We start from the raw sequence: 19,218 nt of genomic DNA, 5'->3' as shown, positions 1-19,218 counted from the left end.
ATCGGGTCAAGGTGGGTTTGGGCATGGATCACCTCACAGGAGATAGGTCGTCTTGCCGAGTACAGAGGCCGAAGGATCGCCTAGGACCCAGACGCCAGGGCTGGTGGGGTCGCCAGGAATCTTGATGGTGATGACGGCCGCGGCCGGCACCGTGGTGTCGAACAGGATCTTGTCGAAGCCGCCGCTGCCGGTTCCGGGCATGTCGCCTGAGTGGAGGAGGAGTTGGGACTGACCGAACTGGCCCTGGATGGCGGGGCGGTGGGTGGTGACGCCCTCGGGGAACTGCACGTTCGTGAGGTTCTTCGCCTCGGTCAGCGCGAGGAATAGCGTCGTGTTCCCGGCTGGAGAGCTGAGGGGAACTTCGCTGACGTTCGCGTACTCCTTCACCTCATAGAACGGGGTGATCGGAATGTTGCGAGCCTCGGCGCCCCGGTAGACGTAGTTCGCGATGGTGGAGATTCCGCCGCCTGGCACTCTCCAACGCACCGAGTTACCGGCCCGGAGGCCCCACTCGCCGTCGTAACGGAACATGATGGCCGAGACCCAGGTGCCGGAGGCGAGCTGCTTCGTGGCGGTGAGGTTCCCTGACGGGTTGAGGAGCTGTGGCATGGACTCGCGGGAGACGCAGACCGTGACGACGAAGTCGCCCAGGCGCATTCCCTGCGGCAGCCTGAAGGTGCGGAATTCTCCGTCCTTGATCCCACCGTTGGCGTCCACCCACGACGGGTAGTACACGGGGTCGGGATATTTGGTCATCCACTCGGCGCCGTCCCAGACCTTGAACTTGGGCTTAGCCGTCCACTGATTCCCGTCCCACATCTTCTTGGGCAGTTCAGTCCATCGTGTTCCGTCCCAGAGCACGACCTTGTTGTAACTAGCTGCCATATTGCACCCAGATGTCGCCAGGCTTCAGTGTTACTCCCTGAGTCGCCGGATCGACCGTTCCGGAGAAGACGCGGGCGCTGCCGATGTTGCTTGCGCTGACAGTGCCACTCACGTTCACGTTGCCGCGCGTGGTGATGTCGCCCCCCGTGTCGATGGCGCCTTCCCAGTTGATTTTGAAGGGGCCCTTGCCGTTGGCGAAGGTGTTGCCGTTGATGACGAAGGCGTTCGCGTTCACTTCTGCCCCGGCTCGAATCTCGACGGGGATGTGCGTGTTGGTGTGCTGATAGAAGGTGGCAGAGCCGTTCTGGCGGAGGGCGAAGTTGTACGTCGCGACGCCGTTGCTCTGGTAGATGGTGTCCCCGTCAGGCCGCGGGACCGTGTTCATCAGTCCGAGCCATCGAGTGTTGACGGGCAGGTTCACCTGGTTCTTGTCCTTCGCAAGGAAACCGTCCAGGCGGCCATCGGTGTACTGCTTGGACCCGTGGGGGTCGAATGACTCGGTGTGTGCCTTGAGGCGCCGGCCGATGTCGTTGGGGGTCAGCATCACCCGGCCTGCGTTGAAGTCCACCCACATCTGCTCGATGCCGTCAGGGCCTTGAAACATGGGGATCATGCCTCGCTCGTCGGTGAGCAAGCCGTCCTTCAATGCGTTGCCCGCCATGTCGAGGAGATCCTTGACCTCGTTCGGGTCCTCCTGGGTGAGGTAGACCCGCCCCTTCAGATTCGGCAGGCGGCCACCAGACTCGTTCTCGGCGGCGTCCGCCGCCGTACCGCCAAATACATTGCGTGCCATGTGCCCTCCCGGCTACTTAAGGCCCTGCGTCTCGTAGACGCCGGAGAAGAGGATGTACGACTTGCGCGGGAAGACACGGAGGTAATCAAGCCCCTCGTGCAGGTACTTCGGGTTCTGGTAAAGCATCCGAACGTAGTCGCCCTTATGTCCACCCCAGGTGTAGCCGCGAAGATCCACGAAGTTCGGCATACCGGCGTCGTAACCACCGTTCACCATGACACCCGTAAAGACCTGACCGTTAGTGCCGTGAAGCTGGGCATCCTTGGGGAGAGTGAAGGCCATGCAGTTGTCCTGCGCGTCGTTCCAATAGTCGTTATTCGTGGGGTTGTTGATATCGACGGAGTACCAAACCAGGTTGGGTGCGATCCGGCGGTAGCGCCCCCTAGTGACCAGCCCGGATGGCGCGACGCGCGTGTACCGAATCTCGGGGGTGTAGGTCCGTGTGTCGCCCAGGTCCCGTGTGATAGTGAAACCGTCTGCACCGGCGAACGCCTCGTACTGGCCGCCGCCGGCCGAGGGAGCGAGATTGCGGATGAAGGAGCCTTCCGCCTGGTGTGCGGCGACAGCCTGAGCCGGAGCCACCGCGGAAACGTCCTCCGGTGCCTTGTACGGGTGGACGGGCGAGATGACCGGCTGCCCCTGCTTCTTCGGAACGCGGATCACATACAGAGGCAGCTCCCAGCGGCCCCCACGCTCCTTGAGCACGCGTGGCACCTGCGGGTTGGCCGTGGCCGCCCCCTGGGAGACCTCCAGCCTCCCGTAGCCCTTCGCGAGATCGACGCGGATCACAAGGAGGTCCTGGCGGTCGTATGTCTGGTCGAGATTGTGCTCCACGCGGACAGTTGTCGGTGCGTCGAGTTTGTAGTGGAAGCCTCCAACCATGGCTTCGCCTCGCTGCACCTTGATGGTGTTTACGTCGTACACCTCGGCGTAGAAAGGCATCGACTCGGTGACCATGTTGCTGCTATTCAGAACGTGGTCGATCCGGTCGCCAGTGAACTGCGTTGCCAGGTTTTGCCAGTCGTTTTGTGTGACGGCTGCCCGGCCACCGCCCTCTTCGGGCTTGCCTATGTTGGTGTCCTTGTCGAACGGGTAACTGATCTCGGCCATCACATTCTCGCTTCCAGCTTGCGCAGCTTCTCTCGCATCTCAAAGACCTGCTTGTAAAGGTTCAAGGGCTGGCCAGTTCCTTGGTCACCGACCTTCGGCGTCACAGATTCGGCCTGGCCGCCGTCGTCCACGGTGATGGTGACTTCATTCACCTTGTCCGTGATCGTCTGGCCGTCGGCTTCCACGGTGACGATGTCGCCCACCACGTAGTCCCGGCCGTACATGCACTGCGGGGTGTCCACCGGGTAGACCTGGAAGTGGCCCGACTTCTCGCCCTGCTTGAGGGCGCTCTGAGCCGCTTTTTGGACGGCTTCGATGTAGTGCTTGAGAGCGGCGGACTTCTGCTCGGCCGGCGTCGTGCCCGGCCATGGTTTTCCGTCTGGGCCGGTGCCGATGTCCTCGGTCTTGTCGTCGTTGATGCGTGTGACCAGCTCGACCCTGCCGTCCACCGTCTTGAGGGGGATGTCGCGGCGGTCGATGAACTGCTCGACTACGCAGCCCCACACCTTCTCGGCTTCGGCGTCGGTGGCCTGGTAGATGTACCGGTCCTTGCCTTCGCCCTGGCAGGCCACGATGGCGCGGGTCACGGTCGGTGCTTTGAGCTGCCACGTGTACTGCTTGATGTTGCCCAGCTCGGGGGAGAAACGGATCGTCGCAGCGAGGTCACGACAGTTGGTGATCTTCAGTTCGATCTTCTGGGACGCCGGGTTGTAGAGGAACCGGAAGCCGGTCTGCTTGTCCTGGAGCCAGTCACCGAACTTCGTACCAAGGTTGTCGTACCGCAGCGTGTCTGTGATCGCGTCGCCAAGTGCCGGGTTACGCCCCACCATCACTCCGGGGAGCGCTCGGTCCGGGAGCGCACGAGCCCCGAACGCCAAGTCACACTCGACCCACACGGCCTGGCCCACCGAGCCACCGGCCGGCCTGCGGTCGATGCCCTCCCATTGGTTCGTGATGGGTCGGAGCTTCATCGCGTCTGTGCCCTCGCCTGAGACGGATGGAAAGGCGAGGTAGTTGAAGGGAATCTGGTTGTCGCACTTCCCGCCGACGAAAACGGAGCCCATGGCGGTGTGTTGCTCGACCGTCCAATACTTCTCGAAGGAGTCGATGCCACCGCTGAAGACGGGGTCTGAGACCCCGTCCTGGTAGATGACGATTCCGCGGCCCTGCTTCAGCAGACGCTCGTGCGAGGTGCCGACACGGACGAGCATCTGCCAGGAGCCGGGCTGGTTGAAGCGGGCGGTGAAGTCCAGCTTGATCCAGGTGTCCACCTCGCCCAGGAGAGGCATCCTGCCGTCAGGTCCGGGGGCATCCCGTACGAAGATTCTGTACCCCATGTGGCCCCCTAGTAGCTCTCGAATCGGGGACGGATGGACAGGCGGAGCGCTGCGCTCGACGCCCCGGGGTTCATTTGGACATTGACCCTGGACTCACCGGCCGGCAGCTCGAACATGGAGGGGTTCGGATCGAGCTTCGGCCACAAGTTTTCCCCGTTGCTCCGCGTGATGGTCTTGTATCCAGGTCGGGTGTCAACGGTCAGTGTTTCGCCCGTTCCGATCAGGTCGGAGCTGGTGTCCTTCGGGTTGATACCGAACTGCCTGCCGTCTGGACCGGAGATTGTGAACGATCGGACTGGCCCTGCTATCTCCCAGACGGGCCAGGCTTCAACGTCGCCTGGATTGAAGACAGTGACGCCGCGCGAAGAGATGGTGCCCGTGCTGATGTCGAGCGGAACGAAAGGCTTCCCCGCCCCCTTCAGGAACACCTTTCCTGCGCCGGTTTTCCACTCCGCGACGACATCGCGGTCTCCGTAGAACCACGGGTCGAAGGCAGTCAGTTGGACGCCATACCGGCACCAGGTGAACCCCGCGTTGTCGGTGCCTTCGTTCCCCTCCATGCCGCCCTTGTAGTAGGCGGTGAGGTACCGGGAGGTGCTGTCTCCCTCGGTGAAGCGAAGGATGCAGGCGCCGTTCTTGGGATTGAGCGTGCGTGACAGCTTCCGCTTCAGGTTCAGGATCGTCCGGCGGTCGATGCCGTACAGGTAGAGGGGCAGGAGGATGGGGCGCTCGGCCGCCCTGGTGGAGCGGAACCAGCCGCCGTCGAGGTTGGGGCTCGTGTCCGAGTGCACTTCCATCGGGGGCAGGTCGAGGCCCGTCGCGCCGTCCTGCAAGAAGATGGCTGGCCAGGCCCGGCCCGAGAAGTCAGTGAGGGGGATCTCCTCCCCATTGCCGCCAGTGATGGTGACCTTGGTGTGGCCCCAGCGATCCGGCTCCGGGGGAACTCCTACGATCGGGGCGTTGTCCTCCCAACTGGGGAGCCGGTAACCCGGAATTGGCATCGCGTACCTCGCTATCCGGGCAGCACAAAGGGCCCCGACCGAGGTCGAGGCCCTTCATGCCGCCTGCTACATGCCGTACATGGTCTCCACATACTTGAGTCCGCGAATCACAGCCTGCGTGGTGTCTTCGCTCCTGGCCTCATGGATGTGGATCTCGTAACGGGGACCTAGAAGATCTCGGGTTTCCCCGTTGTTGTAGACCCGCTCACCACCACGGAAATTGATCAACTCTGGCCCCTTCTCGCCTACGAGGGCGAGCCCGGGGGACGCGTAGTTGGTTCCGGTCCAATAGCCCTTCGGTGGCTTGCTGGGGTCGGCCTGCTGTACCCGGCCGATGTCGCCGTACCGGTCCCGGATGTAGTTGATCGAAGCGGCGATGTTCGCCACCGGATCGAAGATGTCCCAGCTCGTACCGGGCTGGTGGTACGCACGGAAGGTCGGGTCGATCACCTGGGTCAGGCCCTTGGACGGCGTGCCGGCCTTGGCGTTGGAGTCCCAGTTGTTGATGGCCCGCGGATTGCCTCCGGACTCGCGACGAATGATCGTCGCGATGCCATCAGCCCACCTGGAGCCACTGACACCCGTGAGGCCCATGGCCTTGGCGATGGCCTGCGCGATCTCGCCATCAACACCGCCACCCAATGTTCCGGAGAACTTCGGGACACTGCCCGGCCATGCGTTCAGAACAGGGCCGTCAGACGTGGCTGCGCCGCCCGTGGGTCGCAGAGCTGCTGTGGCGTTCCGCCAGTAGCCCCGGGCCCGCTTGAGGGAGTTGGATTCGTTACCGCCAACGGTCTCGTCCGGGCCCGTCTTGAGGTTGATGTGCCCATTGCCCCGGTAGGTCAAGAGGTCGCCCGGCTGCGACTGCGAAATGGGTACGTGACGCATGGCCGCATTCCAAGTCGCAACGGCCGGCCAGCGGTTCTGCGGCGCCCCCTTGGGGGAGTTCCCGTAGGCCGCGTTCGCCCCAGCCTTGTCCACCACGTACGAGATGAAGTCGGCACACCAGGCTTCACCAGTGCCGAGGCTGTACTTCGAGCCGCCCACCATCGGGGCCTCGGTGCGGAACTCCTCCAGGGCGACCTTCACGACCTGGCCGCCACCCGAGGTGTGGTCGTCAACCCACTTGGTCCACTTCTCGGCCCACGGAAGGCTCTTCTCGAAGCCCCGCCGGTCGAGGTCACCCGCGATGCCGAAGGAGCCGGATACCGCGTCGAGCATCGGCTTGACGACGGAGTTCCAACCCGCCGCAAGGGCGGCCGTGTAGCCCTCGTAGTCGTCGTCCTTGTGCTTGCTGACCCAGTCTCCGCCGGTCTGGCCCGACCAGCTCTTCTGGCCGACGACGCCGCCGTTGGCGTAGACGTGGCCGCCCTTACGGGCCTGGTCGTTCCAGCGCAGGATCGTTTCTGCACCGAGCGCTCGCACGACTTCCGGACGAAGGATGCCTTCGCCCTTGGAGAGCATTGCCGGGACCGTATCGACGCCAGGCTGGTAGCCCGGCACGACACCGCCCGTCGCGAAATGCACCGGATCGAGCGGGGCCTGAGTGCCGGCCAGCTTCGCCATTGCCGACATCATTGAGACCGCGCCCCGGTTGTACGGGCCGCTCACCGTACTCCTGGTGGACGAGTCCACGTAGGACATGGCAGAGCGCCACAATTCCTGGATTCGGCCCGAGGCCGATTCGAAGAACTGCCTGGTGCTGTCGAGGTTCGACCGCAGGCGAGCGAGGGAGCCGGACGCCAAGGAGACTGACGATCCGACCTGCGACTGAACGTCGTCCCACACAGCTCGGTTGGTGCTCTGGAAGCTCCGCTCGGTCTGCGTAAGCGGACCCTGCGTGTGCTGAATCCAGCGCTGCTGAGCGGGCCTGATGTCGCCGTCCACAGCCGAACGGACCTTCGCCGCCACCTGGTCCCAGTCGGCCATAGCCGATCCGCGGTGCGCCCGTACCGCCTCGCTCAGGGAATCGAGGGCGGCCCTGATCTTGGCTACTGCCGCCTCGTACGCCTCCGCATCCGGCAGCGAAATGTCATATCCCAACTTCGCGGGCGCGAAAAGGGAGCCGGTCTTCGCGCCGGAGTTGAGCTGTCGAACCGTTGAGTGCCCGAGAAGGCGCGCCGCCTCCGGACGGAGGATGGCTTCGCCGGGAGACAGCAGGGCGTGAACCCTGTCGTTGCCGGGCGAGTAGCCGGGGACGATCCCGCCGTCCGCGAAAGCGAAGAGGCCCTGGGTGTTGGGCATCAGCTCTTTAGCCCGCTCGACGAAGGACTCGAAGACCTCTGCTGCGTACTCGGAGGGGGACGACCAGATCTGCTTCAGCAGACCGACCATTTCGCGCACCTGTTCGACCATGCCCGTGAACATGTCCTTCACGGACCGGAAGGCGCCTTCGAGGAACCCGACCGGATCGGTGATCGCGTCTGCGAGTGCACCGAGGATCTCGGCGCCGGAATCCCACAGGTTGGTGACGAGATCCTTCAGGATCTGGGGGATGGATTTCGCCAAGTCGGTGCCGAACTGAAGGCCACGCTGGGCGATGTTTCCGTCACCCTTCCAGATGTCTTCCCAGAAGAGGTTTCCAGCGGTGGGCGCGATCCCTCCGGCAGCGATACCGATCAGGTTGCCAATGCCGGTTGGCGCCTTGGTCAGGAAGTCCGGGACGCGTTGAAGGACGAATTCCTTCAGGTTCTCAAACCGGTTGTTCACCAGCCGGCCAGCACCGTCACCGCCTGCCTGGGCACCCCAGTGCCGGACATTGGAGCCCGTTGCGCCGCCGATTCCCGCACCTGCGGAGGCCATTCCAATGCCGCTCGTGAAAGCACCGATACCCGGTCCGACGTTGACGATGTCGTACATCTCTTCCAGGACCGACAGCGGCCAAGTCCCCGACTTGGAGGACCCCTTGCCGGCCTTGCCCTTGGCGTGCCGCGATATACGGCCGCGAGCTGCTGCCGAGTTCCACTCGTTGATCCGGTCGGAGCCGAGAGCGTTGGCTACCTCCGGGCGGAGAACTGCTTCACCGGGGGAGAGGATGGCGTGGTAGTTGTCCACCCCCGGTGCGTAGCCGGGGATGACGCCGCCCAAGGCGTGCTTCTTGCCCTTGCTCTTCCCCTTGCCGTCGCCGCCCCCGCCGAAGCCGGTGAGTTCGTTGACCGCAATGAGCTTGCCCTCAAGGCCACCAGCCTTGCTCGCGGCCTTCTCTAGGGCGTCGCCCAGCGTGCGGACCTTGCCTGTGATCGAGCCGAGCCCGCGCCCGTTGACGTCCTTGATCCGGTTGTTAAGGTCCGTCGCCTGCGAGTAGGACCCCTTGATCGCCGGAGTCAGCGACCCAGAGAACTTCTCCCGGACCGAGCCCAGGCTGCGGTCGTTGAGACTGCCGACCTCCGACGACACCTGTGCGACGCGGCGTTGAGCAGTGTCGGCCTTGTCCGTGAGGTACTGCACCTGCTGACGGACCATGCCCGCCTTGGCGTCGTTGAGGGCGTTCACGGCCTGGTGGACCTGCTTGATTCCGCTCTCGGCCGTAGCCGCCGTTTCCTTGAGCGCGACCAGCCGCTGTCCCAGCCCCGCAATCTGCGCCTGATTCAACTCGCCCACAGAGAGGCGGGCCTGATCAATCTCGCGGTCGGCGCTGCTAGCCCGACCACGGACGCCGCCCTCGCCACCCAGCTCGGACGCGAGCTGCGCCAGGCGCTCCTGGTTGAGATTGTGGATGCGGTTCTGAATCTCCTGGATCTTCTGATCCACTTGCCGAAGCGCCGCTTCGGCCTCACTGGTCTGCACCGTGAGCTGTGTCGAGCGACTGTCCTGACCGCGCACACGATCCAGGCCCCGGCGAGCCGCGGAACGGTCGTCGCCGTCGTGATAGTCGGCCCGACGCTGCCGGTATGCCTCACGGAAGTTGCCCCGGCCGGCGCGTACGCCAGCGAGGGCCTGGTTGCCGGTCCGGTAGGCGCCGCGTGCTCCCTTGAGCACTCCGCTACCGGCCTTCACCAGTGGGGAGAGGGACTTCGCGATCTTGCCGAAGGTCTTGGTAAGGAGGCCGGCCGCCACTGCGAGGGGGCCAAGCACCACTGCGAGTTTCACGACCTGGGCCACGAGACCCTTGATGGCCGGGTGGTCGTTGAGGAACCCCTGAACCTTCTCGAACCCTGTGATCAACAGATTGATGGCTCGGACAAGGTTTCCGGTCAGACCCCCGGACAGTTGCTTGAAATCCGGGTCCTCTACGAGCTTTCCGAGACGGTCAGCGAGCTTGTGCGTGTTCTGGCCCAGCTCGGTCCACTCGAACTTGCCTGTGTCTTCGTTGAACTGGCCGAACAGCTTGCCCAGGTTCAACTGGGCCTGTTCCTTGACGGCCGTGAAGTGTCCGCCGATGGAGCCGGTGCCCAGCGCCTCCGCGGAGCCCTTGACTCCCGGAGCCTTCTGGTATGCCTTGATGAACTTGTCGAAGAAGTCGCGGGAGTTCACACCGCCCTTGGGGTCCTGGACTTCCTTGAGGAAGTCGGGTCCACCCTTGTAACCGGCTATCTTCCCGATCTCGTTCATCGGGATACCGGTGCCGCGTACGAACTGGCGCAGATAGCGGGTGGACAGCTTGCCCTGGTCCATCATCATGTCGGCGGCCATCATGCCGCCCTTGACCTTCTCCGGGTTCGTGACACCGAAGGAGGCGGCATAGTCAGCGATGCCCTTGATGAGCAGTTCAGACTTCTTGAGGGACTTGGATGTCGAGTCGCCGTATGACTCGAAGTTGCGAGCCACTTGCGAAAATTTATCCGTCATGTCCTCAAGCGAGAAAGGCGTCTTGACGGCGAAGTCCTGAATGGACTGAATTCCCTTGGCGACTTCCTTCTGGTTGAAGCCTGCCCGGTTAAGACCCTCCGAGGAGTAGAACTGCATGTCGGCGGAGGTCGCGCCGATCTTGGTCATGATGCCCGCAGCCGCAGCGAGAGGCATCACGAGGTTCTGGTTGATCGAGCGGCCAACCTGCTCAAGGTTCTGGCCGTAGGTCTCGGTGGCCTGGCCGAGCGACTTCCACTGTGAGCTAGCCGAGCGGGTTGCGGTCCTATGGTCGCGGTCCCACGTGGCTATCTGACGACGGTTGGCGGCGATGGTGGCCGCCATCTCGGAACGCTGCTGCTGGAGACCACGAAGCTCCTCCCGGAGGAAGCCCTGACGGGCCAGGTGCGCGGCGCGCTCCTCGGCCAGACGCTGACGCACGGCGGCAGCCATCTCCCGCTCCGCGGCCCGCTGCTCAGCAGCGGCCTGGCGGGCGGCTGCCGCCTGCTGTGCCTTGACCTGCCGGACCTCGGCAGCCAGGGCGCGTTCCTCGGTCTTCTCGGCCTGGATGCGCCGACGAGTCTCCGCCAGATCTTCCCTCTGGAGACGGGCCTTCTCCTGCGCCTGCTGCCGTGCTTCCCGAAGGGTTTCCTGGGTTGCCTCACGGTTTGCCCGAACCGTGTCGCTGATGGCCTTCCTTGTGGCCGCCGAGGTGCCTTCCTCCAGCTGCTCCCGCTGCCGCGCTAGATTCCGGTAGGTGCGGAACTGCTTGCCGGCCTCCTCGCCGTGAAAGCGCGTCAGTGAACGCTCGATCTGGCGCAACTTGTTGGAGGTGTCGAGAGCTTCCTTCTCCGTCCCCGCCTTGGCTGCCTTGGCTGCCTTGGCTGCCTTGGAGGCAGACGAGGCCAGCGTGGAGAAGCCCTTGTTGATCGATGCGGAGAACGACCTGGCGGCCTGCTCTCCCATGCGGGTCATCTGGCGAGTCAGGTCACCGCGCATCTTTGCCAGACCTGACTTAGACAGTTCCGGATAGATTTCGAGGTATCCCGATCCGACCTTGACCGGTGCCCGTCCGCGTGTAGCCATGCAGCCTCCTAAAGGGTGCCGAAGTGGTTGAAAAAATCAGCCACCTCTTCGCCGGAGGCGAGAGCGAGTTGGGGTTTCGGCTCCTCAGCAACCTGGCCCGGCCGGGGAAGTGGCTTCGGAGGTTCAAGGTCATCATCTTCAGCGGAGTTGGCCTTGATGAAGAGGTAGTTCGACAGCTCAAGGCCGTCGCTGATACGCGCAAGAATGTGGTTGGTCTCGGTCCAAGACGTCGCTTCATCGAGGTCCATCAGGAGGAGAGATTCACCGGGCTTCTTGAACAGGGCCTGTATGAGAACGTGCAGGCGCCTCAGCGACATCCGTCCGCGCCACAAATCCAGGAGATCGACCCTGAAATGGGACAGAAGGTCTGCCTCAAGTGGGTCGCTGTGGTCCTGAAGGACGCGAACGGTTTGGATTAGTTTCCCGCGTCACCGAAGCCGGCAGCCTCGCTGACCAGGTCGAGGAAGTCGTTGAACTCACCGATCGTGCACCGGAGCCCCTTGTAGGTGGCCCACTGCTCCTGGCCGACGATCGCGCGGGCGATGGCACGCTCGCCGCCGCCGTCCTCGATCACGTCGAGTACATCGTCGGAGAGGTCCAGGGGGGCCGGGATCACGAACGTTGCGCCCTTGAACTCGAACTCGGTGGCAGTCGCCTTCGCCTCGGCGGACTTGGCGGTGGTGGTGGTCTTAGCAGCAGCCATGGCTGACTCCAGGAACTGGGAAGGGGAAGAGGGTGGGCGGGGATTTCTCCCTCCCCGCCACGGGGGTAAGTGCAGTTGTGGGCCGGGCGCATCCGGCGATGGGGCCGTTACACCGTGGGCGTCTTGGCCTCGACCTTGAGCTTGTCGGCGGCGGTGACCTTCTCGGCGGCGCCGGCCTTCGCGGAAACGGCGTAGTCCGTGCCAACCGCGGCGTCGGCAGCGATGACGACGGGGATCGTGAACGTGCCGTCCTCGCCAACCGCCTTAGCGGTGGCGGTGAACTTCTCGGGGTTGGGCGCGACAGTCACAGTGACGGTTTCGCCCTTCGGGAATCCGCGACCAACCACGTCGAAGTGGCCGCCCTGGGCAGCGTGGTTGGGCTGGAGGGTGACCTCGATCGGGATGGTCACCGGGTCGCTCTTGACCTTGTCGTCCGTCAGGACATATCCGAGGGAACCGGAGTGGTCCAGGGCCTCGATGGTGAGCTCGAACTTTCCGTTCTCGGCGCGCTGGAGCTGGATCGCGCCCCGGTCGGAGATCATCGCGCGGCCGATAACGCAGCGGTAGCGGACGGGAACGCCGTCTACGGTCTGGGACCAGTCCACGACGATGGCGAGTTCATCCAGTTCCGGGGTGGACTTCAGGTCGAGGCGCCACACGCCGTCGATGACCGACCCATCGGTGTCCTTCGCCTGCACCCACTTGGCGCCGAAGAAGAGCTGAGTGGTCAATTCGTTCGTCTCCATGAGGGTGGCCTTGATCTGAAACGAGGCCGACTTGACGTTGTAGAGGACGGGTACCGCCGACTGCCAGACGTTGACGGGGTCAGTCTCGATGCTCGGGGTGATGGTGACGCCACCTTCGTCCACGTAACCGAGCGCCTTGAAAACGTCGTTCGCGGCGATCGGGGTGCAGTCGCGAGGCAGTTCCTTCACTGCGCGAGCGTCTGCCACGTAGATCTCGCCCTGGGGGGCAAAGCGAATCTTCTTGGCGTTACCGGAGTTGGCGGTCTGGTCAGCCATAGGGCCTCCTGTGTCTGGGCATGAAAAAAGCCCCCAGGGGAGGGGGCCGTAAAGGGATGCATCACATCCCAACTTCGAGGGCGAAAGAGGGGGCCGGCCCCTCACGAATCCGTGATGAAGACCGTGACCTCTCCCTGATAGGTGTGCTCACGCGAGGTCGTGTCAGGGAAGTAGCGGGGGCTGATCGCCTCAGCCGCGTCGAGTACCAGGGCCTCGCCAACGGCCCGTCCGGGCAGCTCCTCAAGCAGCGCCTCGCGCACGCGGTACGCCAGCTCGGCCGCCACCGAGCGGTCCTCGGCGTACACCTGGTACGTGATGTCGGCACGGTCCATGCGGTCCCGGACAACGCGGTGGCCGCCTGCGTGCTCCAGGTAGATCGTGGTCTCGCTGGGTTCCCGGCCGACCAGGTCGCCCGTTACGTGGCCAGCCAAGTCCTTACGTGCTGACAGGAACGCAAAGACGACGGCGACAGGATCAATCCTCATGGCTCCCTCACCTTCATCAGCGCGTTCTTCAGCACGTGGTTGCCCGGATGGCGCCGGCCGCCCCCATCACGCCAGCCGTACTCGATGAGGAGGGCGTGGCGGTCGGCCTGGACTGCCGAGCGCACGACGCCGTTTTCCTCCCAGGCCGTGATGGATAGGGAGCGGGCGTAGGAGTTCCACGAGCCCTTCTTGTTCTTGGGTGCGTCGTGTCGCGCAATGGCAGCGACTTCGGAAGCCTTCCTGGACAGGAGTTTTGCGGTCTCGGTGGAGGACATCGCGTGCGCAAGCGCGTACTCGTTAAGGACGAGCCTGAATCGGGCGGCCATCAGTGCTCCACCCTCCAAGCTCGAATGCGTACGTGCTGAAGGGAGAGGTGGCGCCACTCCAGTGGATCGCCGTCTACCTCGTAGGTCAGGCCGCGGTACTCCACGCGGTCCGCGGAGTCCACGTCCGTCTCGGCCGGCAGGTAGACGAATAGTCGCTCCTGGGCGGTCTCGCGCTCCGGGGAGCGGACCTCAAAGGCACGATCAGGCTGGACGCACGCCAGCCCTTCGAAGACGGTCCGAGGGTTCTTCCAGTCGCGCTTCTTGCCGTAGGGCCCGTCCTGCGTGATGTCGGCTCGGGTGACGCGAACCGGATCGGTGAACAGATCCTTCATGGGCTCTCCATCGCGATCCCGTCCCAGACTGGGGTGTCGATCTGTAGGGAGATGGTTGCCAGCTTGCGCCGGTAGCGCTTGAGTGAGGTCCTGGCGGCGGGTGACAGGGACTGTGTGGTGGCGGAGGAGCCGAACTCGACGGCCACGTCTCCCACCTTTTCCGACACGATGCCTGGTGATACGGCTAGCCAGCGGATGACCTCGGCGCAGATGACAGCCCGGATGCCGGGCGAGTCCTCGCGGTAGCCCGAGCCGCAGTAGTCCGCCACGAGGGCGGAGGCGTCCGTGATGAACGCCTCCACCCTCGGCTTCTCGTCGCCCTCGACCTTCCGCCCAAGCCGGACCTCAATGTCTGGAACAACGATGCTCAATGTCACATCCCAACTTAAAGGCAAAAAAGAGGGGCTACTTGGCCGCGACAGCGACAGTGCGGTTCTTCTCAACGGCCACTCGGTTGTGGTCCTGGATCGTCTTCTCGACGCCCTTCGCCACGAGAAGCTGCTCGGGGCGGATCACCTTGGCGTCGTAGATCACCCGTGACTTGATGGCGTCAGTGAAGGACTTCTCGGGCTTGTACGCCTCCATCTGCGCGAAGGGGATTACAAGCGAAGTTGCGGAAGTCGCGCCCATGAACATGTCGATCGAGTTGAACTCGTCGTGACGCCGGCCCTTGACAAGCGCGGACTTGACCGGCTTTGCAGCACCAAGGGTGTTGGAAACGCGGACGGGGACACCCAGGATGGTGCCGATGACGCCCGACGGCATGACGGCGTTCGAGCCCCAGTGGGAGGTGTCGATGAACTTGTCATCCCGCAGGAGCAGTGAACGCAGGCGCGGGGAGATGAACAGGTAACGCGAGTCCGGCGCGTTCTTGAGATCCAGGTTCTCCAGCATCGCCACGACGTAGTCATAGACACCGATGATCTCGGTGTCCAGGGCGTTCGCCTCAACGGTGTCGATCTTGCCGTGCAGTGCAGGCAGGGTCTTCAGGTCGGCCGGCGCGGACTCGGAGCCATTGAGATCCTTGCCCTCGACGGCCGCGAGCAGGGTCTGGGCAAGCATCTTGTCGATGGAGACGGCGGCCTGGCGGCCACGCTGCCGGACCAGCTCCGACATCAGGTCGATGCCGCTCTTGGTCTGGAGCTGGTGGAGGGCGTCGATCTCGATGTGGAAGCTCGACCCCTTGCCTACGGTCATCGGAATGTACTCAAGGGCTGCGTGGTCCTTGTCTCCGATTTCCCCGTATGCCTTGATGAGGCCCTTGTCCTCAACGGTGTCGATGAAGTGAGGGATACGAATGCGGTCGCCCTCGCGCCGGAACTCGCCCTCGTAGTTCCGATTGGTGATCTCAGCGGAACCGAGGATCAGATTGTCTTCAAGGTCCTGGAGGAGCTGGGCAGTCCAAAGTTCCGGGACAAAGACACCGTTGCCCTTGAGGACCGGATCGGCGCCGGCCGGGCCTCCAGCCAGAAGGCCCGAAGCTGCCTGAGTAGTGAAATCGTTACCAGCCATAAATTACCTCGTTTGGGCATAAAAAAAGGCCCCGAAGGGCCTGTAGATGGAGAGGCTGGTATCACATCCCAACCTCGGGGCAAAAAAAGAGAGCTCAGCCCTCGCCCCGCAGGAGAGCGTCACACTTGCCCGCAGCGCGGGCCTCGTTGATCTCCCTGGGAGACATGCGGGCAAGATCCTCACGGGTGAGCTGGCCAGCAGCCGGGCTTCCCTGACGACCGAGGCCGAGATCCTGCGGGTAAGGCGGCGTGCTGCTCGGCTTCGGAAGCGACGAGACGAACGCTTCGATGCGAGACGAATCCGGATTTCCGTCTTCGCCAAGGAAGGAGTTCAGATTCAGGAACTCAGCACCGGGAAGCGTGACGCCGGCCGCAGAGGAAGCGGCACGCAGCTCGGCGCTGATGAGCTTGGTTCCAACCTCGGAGAGGGCCGCGGTTCGCGCCTCCTGGCGAGCGGCCTCAATGGCCTTCTCGGTGTCGGACATCTGTGACTGGCGGAAGCCTTCAAGTTCTGTGGACGCCTGCTTGAACCGGTCCTCGTTCTTACGGCTCAGCGCCTTCCACTTGTCGATCTCAGCCTGAAGTGCGGATGCGTCGGGCATCTGGCCCTCCGCCCCCTTGCCCTGTCCGGTAGTGGTCAGGTCGTTCGTCATCTCGTCCACGTGATCATCCATTTCGGATCGGCCGAAGTCTCACATTCCAACTTCGGGAGGAAAAATAAGAGCCCCATTTCGGGGCTACTTCTCGAACCGTCGCCGGTTCGCGTTACCGGAGTTGCCCTGCGGGGGCTTCTGAGCGTCCTTTGCGGACTTGGCCTTGATGCTTGCCTCGTCCACAGCCAGCTTCGAGTCAGCACCCTGCTTCGCAAGCTCAAGCTCAAGCTCCTGCTTCTGCGCCTGAGTCTGGTACTTGTCGGCACGCTCCATTTCGGTGCGGGCCTCCTCCTCAAGCAGCTGGTCGAAGCGAGCGATCTGGGACGGGGTGTAACCCGCGTCCTGCCAGAGCTGCTGCTTCGGCACCGAGAGCTGCTGGAGCTTCAGCAACGAGTCGATGTGCTGTGCCTCGGTCCTGTTCTCGGGGTCGCGCCAGATAACCTCGGCGGCTTCGTACTCCTCCTGGAGCGAGCCGCCGTTCTCGACGGCGATGGCCAACCTCATGACCTGCTCCCACGCCTCACCGAAGTGCAGCATCCGTTCCCGTGTCTTACTGACAAGGCCGGCCTCCGCAGAGGTGATCGCGTCACCAGAAGGAGGCTGCCCGCCCTTGAGCATGTAGTGGAAGGGGATGCGGCTGATGCTCGCCATGTGCTGGACCAGCATGTCAACGAGGGCCACATAGTTGCTCAGGTCAGCGGCGGCGAACTGCCCGAAGGTGGCCGCAGGGTCCTCGGCCTGGAGCAACTTGTCCACCGCGACCTTGAACGGCTCGACCGGGTTGCCGTGCTCGTCCTCCTGGATTTCCAGACCCGTGACGTAGCGCTGGGGCCAGGCGGCGTACTCAGACGCCACCAGGGAGTCAGCGACCGTCTTGTTGATCGCGTCCTGGAGCGGGATGACCGTGGCCAGGTCCGACATCGGTTCACCAACGAGCCGGGAACGGTTCTGGATCGGAACGACCGGAGGCCGGCCCAGAGGGTTCGGCTCCGTCCGGTCGATCGAGTAACCACCGATCTTCCAGTCACCCGTGTAGACCTTGTCCCTCCACCACAGGGTGCAGAACGCACGGCCCCAGTCATCCACGTAGAACTTCGCTGCGGCCTCGATGTCGTGCCGCGAGCCGGGCTTGTACTGGATGGCGACGTGTTCCGCGGACTCGATGGAGATGACCGCCTTGCCCTCCTCGTCGCCCCACACGATTGCGTAGGCCGCGCCCTGGATCATCGCGTCCAGGTGCGCTGAGTTGGACTCGGAGTCGAGCCGGTTCCGCTGCCAGATCTCGCGAGCCAGCTCGTCTTCCTCGGGCTCCTTCGAGAGCCTGAATCCGTCGATGAACATGCGCTCGTTAACTGAGTCGATGATCAATCCACAGAAGTTGTCGTTCCAGCGCTCAAAGATGTGCGCGAACTCCGTCCGGTACTTGGACTGGGCGAACAACATCCTCTGATGCTTGCCGTCGTAGTACTCGCCGTAACGCTTGTAGTTTCCCGACCGGGAAGCGAGCTTCGAGGACAGGTAGTCCATCCACATCTGCGGAGTGGACGGAGGCGACATCACGCCTTCCTGCCCTATGGACTTGTCGAGAGCAGAAACCATCTGAGCCCCTTTCATGCGGGGCTCAGAAACCGACTACCCGCCTCCGTTTGATCTGGAGACGCCCATCAGCAATCGCGTCAGCGCGTGCTTCAAGTGCAAGTACGGCAGCCACCGCGAGGTCGATTTTTCGTTTGGATCGTGGCGAGTCCTTGGTGATCAAGTCGCCCTGTGGCACCTCACGTACAACCGCCTGTAGGACATGGCGAGTTAGCTCAGGTTCCCCGACGTGGGAGAGGTCTCCGACCATGACGGCCGTACGGAAACGCTCGACGGCCTGAACCATCCGGGTAGGTTTGTTGGTCCAGTACTCGAAGACGTAGTCGTCACCCCATTCGACCGCCCAGCGGCCGATGTTCTCCTGCCACCAGGGAGGGTCGGCGTACATCCACTCGACCCGGTAGGTATCAAAGGCCCTTTTCACCGCGGCCTCTACGGAGAGGACATCAACTTCCCAGTCGTCCTTGGCGTGTTCGGGCCTGAGCCACTGGCCGAGCGTGAACAGCTTGGCGTCGTGAAGCCTGATGCCGACCAAAGCTGTGCCGTCTCCGCGGACACTCCCGTCGAAGCCAATGGCTATCTGCTCGCCCGGCTTGATGTCGTTCACGCTCTCGCAGGCGTCCCACTCGGCCTTGTTCATCCAACCGTCGCTGGACTCAGCGATCTGATTGAAGAAGAACCGGCAGTACGTAGAGTCCGGCGTCGTGCGGTCGTAGAGGATCGTCTTCGTCAGGCCGTTGATGTCGGCCCAGTGAGCGTCCCCGTACGCCTCGATGAGGGCGGCCTTGACCTTCTCTTCATCCCGGATGTCCTCGACCTCAATCGAGCCTTCCAGGCAGTCATAGAGCCAGAAGCCCTGCGCGACCATGTCGGACTCGTAGATGATCTGCGCTACGGAATCCTCGTTGGGATTAAAGGCGTTGGTGGTGGTCACCCAGCGCGAGCCGGCCTTCGTCGTTTTCTCGACGTTCCGTTTGAGGACCTGATAGAAGTCAGGACCGCCGTTGGAGCTGACCCAGTGATGGACCTCGTCCATCACGATAAAGGTGGGTCGGTTGCCCTCATTGGTTCGACCGGAAGTGGCCTTGGGGGAGATCGAGCCCGGCTTGCCGGACTTGAACTGCACCATGGACTTGCTGATCTCCAGGCCATATTCCTTCTCGGCCGGAGACTCGGAGAGCATTCCGCGGATCATGTCGAGGGTCTGCTGCGTCTGGTCTAGCGCCGTGGCACCGAGCTGAACCACTGGAAGGGGGACGCGCTTTGCCACCGGCATCCCGGTCTCGGCCCAGTGAGAAAAGCGGCAGGGGCCGATGAACTCCACGATCGCCAACGCGGCGAGCAGCGGTGTCTTGCCCCAACCCTTGGCCCGGCGCAGAGTGCCGGCCGCGTACTTCCAGGTCCCGTCCGGATTGATGGCGTAGTACCAGAGAACGAACTTGAGCTGCTCGGGAGTGAACTTGAACGGCTCACCCGCGGAATCCCCGTCAGGCTGAACGATGTACGTCTGAGCCCAGCGAATGATCTGGTAGCCAAGAGTTTCGTGCGGTGCCGGAACTCCGCTGGGCAGGTTGCCCGTTTGAGCCACGGCAC

17 protein-coding genes are annotated in these 19,218 nt (G+C 63.4%); 1 reads left to right on the top strand and 16 read right to left on the bottom strand.

All coding sequences use genetic code 11. The features are described from left to right. Positions 1 to 33 precede the first annotated feature (33 nt). The 6 genes from DWB77_RS10555 to DWB77_RS39615 form a co-directional block, all read right to left on the bottom strand. Positions 34 to 885, bottom strand: coding sequence for a hypothetical protein (locus DWB77_RS10555; protein WP_162952503.1), 852 nt, complete (start codon positions 883 to 885; stop codon positions 34 to 36). Further along, positions 875 to 1,678: a hypothetical protein gene (locus tag DWB77_RS10550; protein WP_120721004.1), complete on the bottom strand. Its 804-nt coding sequence runs from the start codon at positions 1,676 to 1,678 to the stop codon at positions 875 to 877. The genes DWB77_RS10555 and DWB77_RS10550 overlap by 11 nt, the downstream gene beginning before the upstream one ends. Positions 1,679 to 1,690: 12 nt before the next feature. Then, a complete protein-coding gene (locus DWB77_RS10545) occupies positions 1,691 to 2,788 on the bottom strand; it encodes a hypothetical protein (protein ID WP_162952502.1) in 1,098 nt (365 codons plus the stop codon). Next, entirely contained in the window at positions 2,788 to 4,125 is a 1,338-nt protein-coding gene (locus tag DWB77_RS10540; RefSeq protein ID WP_120721002.1) for a siphovirus ReqiPepy6 Gp37-like family protein, read from the bottom strand. Before DWB77_RS10540 ends, DWB77_RS10545 begins: the two co-directional genes overlap by 1 nt. 8 nt (positions 4,126 to 4,133) lie before the next feature. Further along, positions 4,134 to 5,126, bottom strand: a complete 993-nt coding sequence (locus DWB77_RS10535; protein ID WP_120721001.1) for a phage tail domain-containing protein — start codon at positions 5,124 to 5,126, stop codon at positions 4,134 to 4,136. Positions 5,127 to 5,192: 66 nt separating this feature from the next. After that, the gene (locus DWB77_RS39615) at positions 5,193 to 10,997 is read right to left on the bottom strand and encodes a tape measure protein (RefSeq protein ID WP_428985113.1); all 5,805 of its coding nucleotides are present in this window, start codon (positions 10,995 to 10,997) and stop codon (positions 5,193 to 5,195) included. A 23-nt stretch (positions 10,998 to 11,020) separates the two neighbouring features. On the opposite strand from DWB77_RS39615, the gene DWB77_RS37715 reads away from it, so the two are divergent. Next, on the top strand, positions 11,021 to 11,416 hold the full coding sequence (locus DWB77_RS37715; protein WP_162952501.1) for a hypothetical protein: 396 nt from the start codon (positions 11,021 to 11,023) through the stop codon (positions 11,414 to 11,416). On the opposite strand, the gene DWB77_RS10520 is transcribed toward DWB77_RS37715, so the two are convergent. The 10 genes from DWB77_RS10520 to DWB77_RS10470 all read right to left on the bottom strand — a co-directional run bounded on the left by DWB77_RS10520 (position 11,413) and on the right by DWB77_RS10470 (position 19,213). Continuing rightward, a complete protein-coding gene (locus DWB77_RS10520; protein WP_120720999.1) occupies positions 11,413 to 11,700 on the bottom strand; it encodes a hypothetical protein in 288 nt (95 codons plus the stop codon). The genes DWB77_RS37715 and DWB77_RS10520 overlap by 4 nt on opposite strands. Positions 11,701 to 11,807: 107 nt before the next feature. Continuing rightward, positions 11,808 to 12,722 (bottom strand): hypothetical protein, encoded by a 915-nt coding sequence (locus tag DWB77_RS38835; protein ID WP_246033496.1) that lies wholly within the window; start codon positions 12,720 to 12,722, stop codon positions 11,808 to 11,810. A 101-nt stretch (positions 12,723 to 12,823) separates the two neighbouring features. Continuing rightward, entirely contained in the window at positions 12,824 to 13,207 is a 384-nt protein-coding gene (locus tag DWB77_RS10505) for a DUF3168 domain-containing protein (RefSeq protein ID WP_120720997.1), read from the bottom strand. Further along, entirely contained in the window at positions 13,204 to 13,533 is a 330-nt protein-coding gene (locus DWB77_RS10500; protein WP_120720996.1) for a hypothetical protein, read from the bottom strand. The genes DWB77_RS10505 and DWB77_RS10500 overlap by 4 nt, the downstream gene beginning before the upstream one ends. Beyond that, positions 13,533 to 13,865, bottom strand: coding sequence for a hypothetical protein (locus DWB77_RS10495; RefSeq protein WP_120720995.1), 333 nt, complete (start codon positions 13,863 to 13,865; stop codon positions 13,533 to 13,535). The genes DWB77_RS10500 and DWB77_RS10495 overlap by 1 nt, the downstream gene beginning before the upstream one ends. Then, positions 13,862 to 14,167, bottom strand: coding sequence for a hypothetical protein (locus tag DWB77_RS10490; RefSeq protein WP_246033495.1), 306 nt, complete (start codon positions 14,165 to 14,167; stop codon positions 13,862 to 13,864). The genes DWB77_RS10495 and DWB77_RS10490 overlap by 4 nt, the downstream gene beginning before the upstream one ends. 103 nt (positions 14,168 to 14,270) lie before the next feature. Further along, positions 14,271 to 15,377 carry a hypothetical protein gene (locus DWB77_RS10485; protein ID WP_216826846.1) on the bottom strand — a complete coding sequence of 369 codons (1,107 nt, stop codon included), beginning with the start codon at positions 15,375 to 15,377 and terminating at the stop codon, positions 14,271 to 14,273. 94 nt (positions 15,378 to 15,471) lie between these two features. After that, the gene (locus tag DWB77_RS10480; RefSeq protein ID WP_162952499.1) at positions 15,472 to 16,038 is read right to left on the bottom strand and encodes a hypothetical protein; all 567 of its coding nucleotides are present in this window, start codon (positions 16,036 to 16,038) and stop codon (positions 15,472 to 15,474) included. Positions 16,039 to 16,113: 75 nt separating this feature from the next. Continuing rightward, positions 16,114 to 17,628, bottom strand: a complete 1,515-nt coding sequence (locus DWB77_RS10475; RefSeq protein ID WP_246033494.1) for a phage portal protein — start codon at positions 17,626 to 17,628, stop codon at positions 16,114 to 16,116. Positions 17,629 to 17,650: 22 nt separating this feature from the next. After that, a complete protein-coding gene (locus tag DWB77_RS10470) occupies positions 17,651 to 19,213 on the bottom strand; it encodes a terminase large subunit (RefSeq protein ID WP_246033493.1) in 1,563 nt (520 codons plus the stop codon). Positions 19,214 to 19,218: the final 5 nt, after the last annotated feature.

The sequence above is a fragment of the Streptomyces hundungensis genome, from assembly GCF_003627815.1.
GTDB classification, from domain to species: Bacteria; Actinomycetota; Actinomycetes; order Streptomycetales; family Streptomycetaceae; genus Streptomyces; species Streptomyces hundungensis_A.
This window is presented reverse-complemented; position numbering and strand designations above follow the sequence as displayed.

Bases quoted from the DNA above. Each gene is read 5' to 3' on its own strand.
- DWB77_RS10475 (WP_246033494.1), bottom strand. From the start codon at position 17,628: ATGGTTTCTGCTCTCGACAAGTCCATAGGGCAGGAAGGCGTGATGTCG.
- DWB77_RS10555 (WP_162952503.1), bottom strand. From the start codon at position 885: ATGGCAGCTAGTTACAACAAGGTCGTGCTCTGGGACGGAACACGATGG.
- DWB77_RS10545 (WP_162952502.1), bottom strand. From the start codon at position 2,788: ATGGCCGAGATCAGTTACCCGTTCGACAAGGACACCAACATAGGCAAG.
- DWB77_RS38835 (WP_246033496.1), bottom strand. From the start codon at position 12,722: ATGGCTGACCAGACCGCCAACTCCGGTAACGCCAAGAAGATTCGCTTT.
- DWB77_RS10495 (WP_120720995.1), bottom strand. From the start codon at position 13,865: ATGAAGGATCTGTTCACCGATCCGGTTCGCGTCACCCGAGCCGACATC.
- DWB77_RS10505 (WP_120720997.1), bottom strand. From the start codon at position 13,207: ATGAGGATTGATCCTGTCGCCGTCGTCTTTGCGTTCCTGTCAGCACGT.
- DWB77_RS10535 (WP_120721001.1), bottom strand. From the start codon at position 5,126: ATGCCAATTCCGGGTTACCGGCTCCCCAGTTGGGAGGACAACGCCCCG.
- DWB77_RS10520 (WP_120720999.1), bottom strand. From the start codon at position 11,700: ATGGCTGCTGCTAAGACCACCACCACCGCCAAGTCCGCCGAGGCGAAG.
- DWB77_RS10540 (WP_120721002.1), bottom strand. From the start codon at position 4,125: ATGGGGTACAGAATCTTCGTACGGGATGCCCCCGGACCTGACGGCAGG.
- DWB77_RS10550 (WP_120721004.1), bottom strand. From the start codon at position 1,678: ATGGCACGCAATGTATTTGGCGGTACGGCGGCGGACGCCGCCGAGAAC.
- DWB77_RS10485 (WP_216826846.1), bottom strand. From the start codon at position 15,377: ATGGCTGGTAACGATTTCACTACTCAGGCAGCTTCGGGCCTTCTGGCT.
- DWB77_RS10500 (WP_120720996.1), bottom strand. From the start codon at position 13,533: ATGGCCGCCCGATTCAGGCTCGTCCTTAACGAGTACGCGCTTGCGCAC.
- DWB77_RS39615 (WP_428985113.1), bottom strand. From the start codon at position 10,997: ATGGCTACACGCGGACGGGCACCGGTCAAGGTCGGATCGGGATACCTC.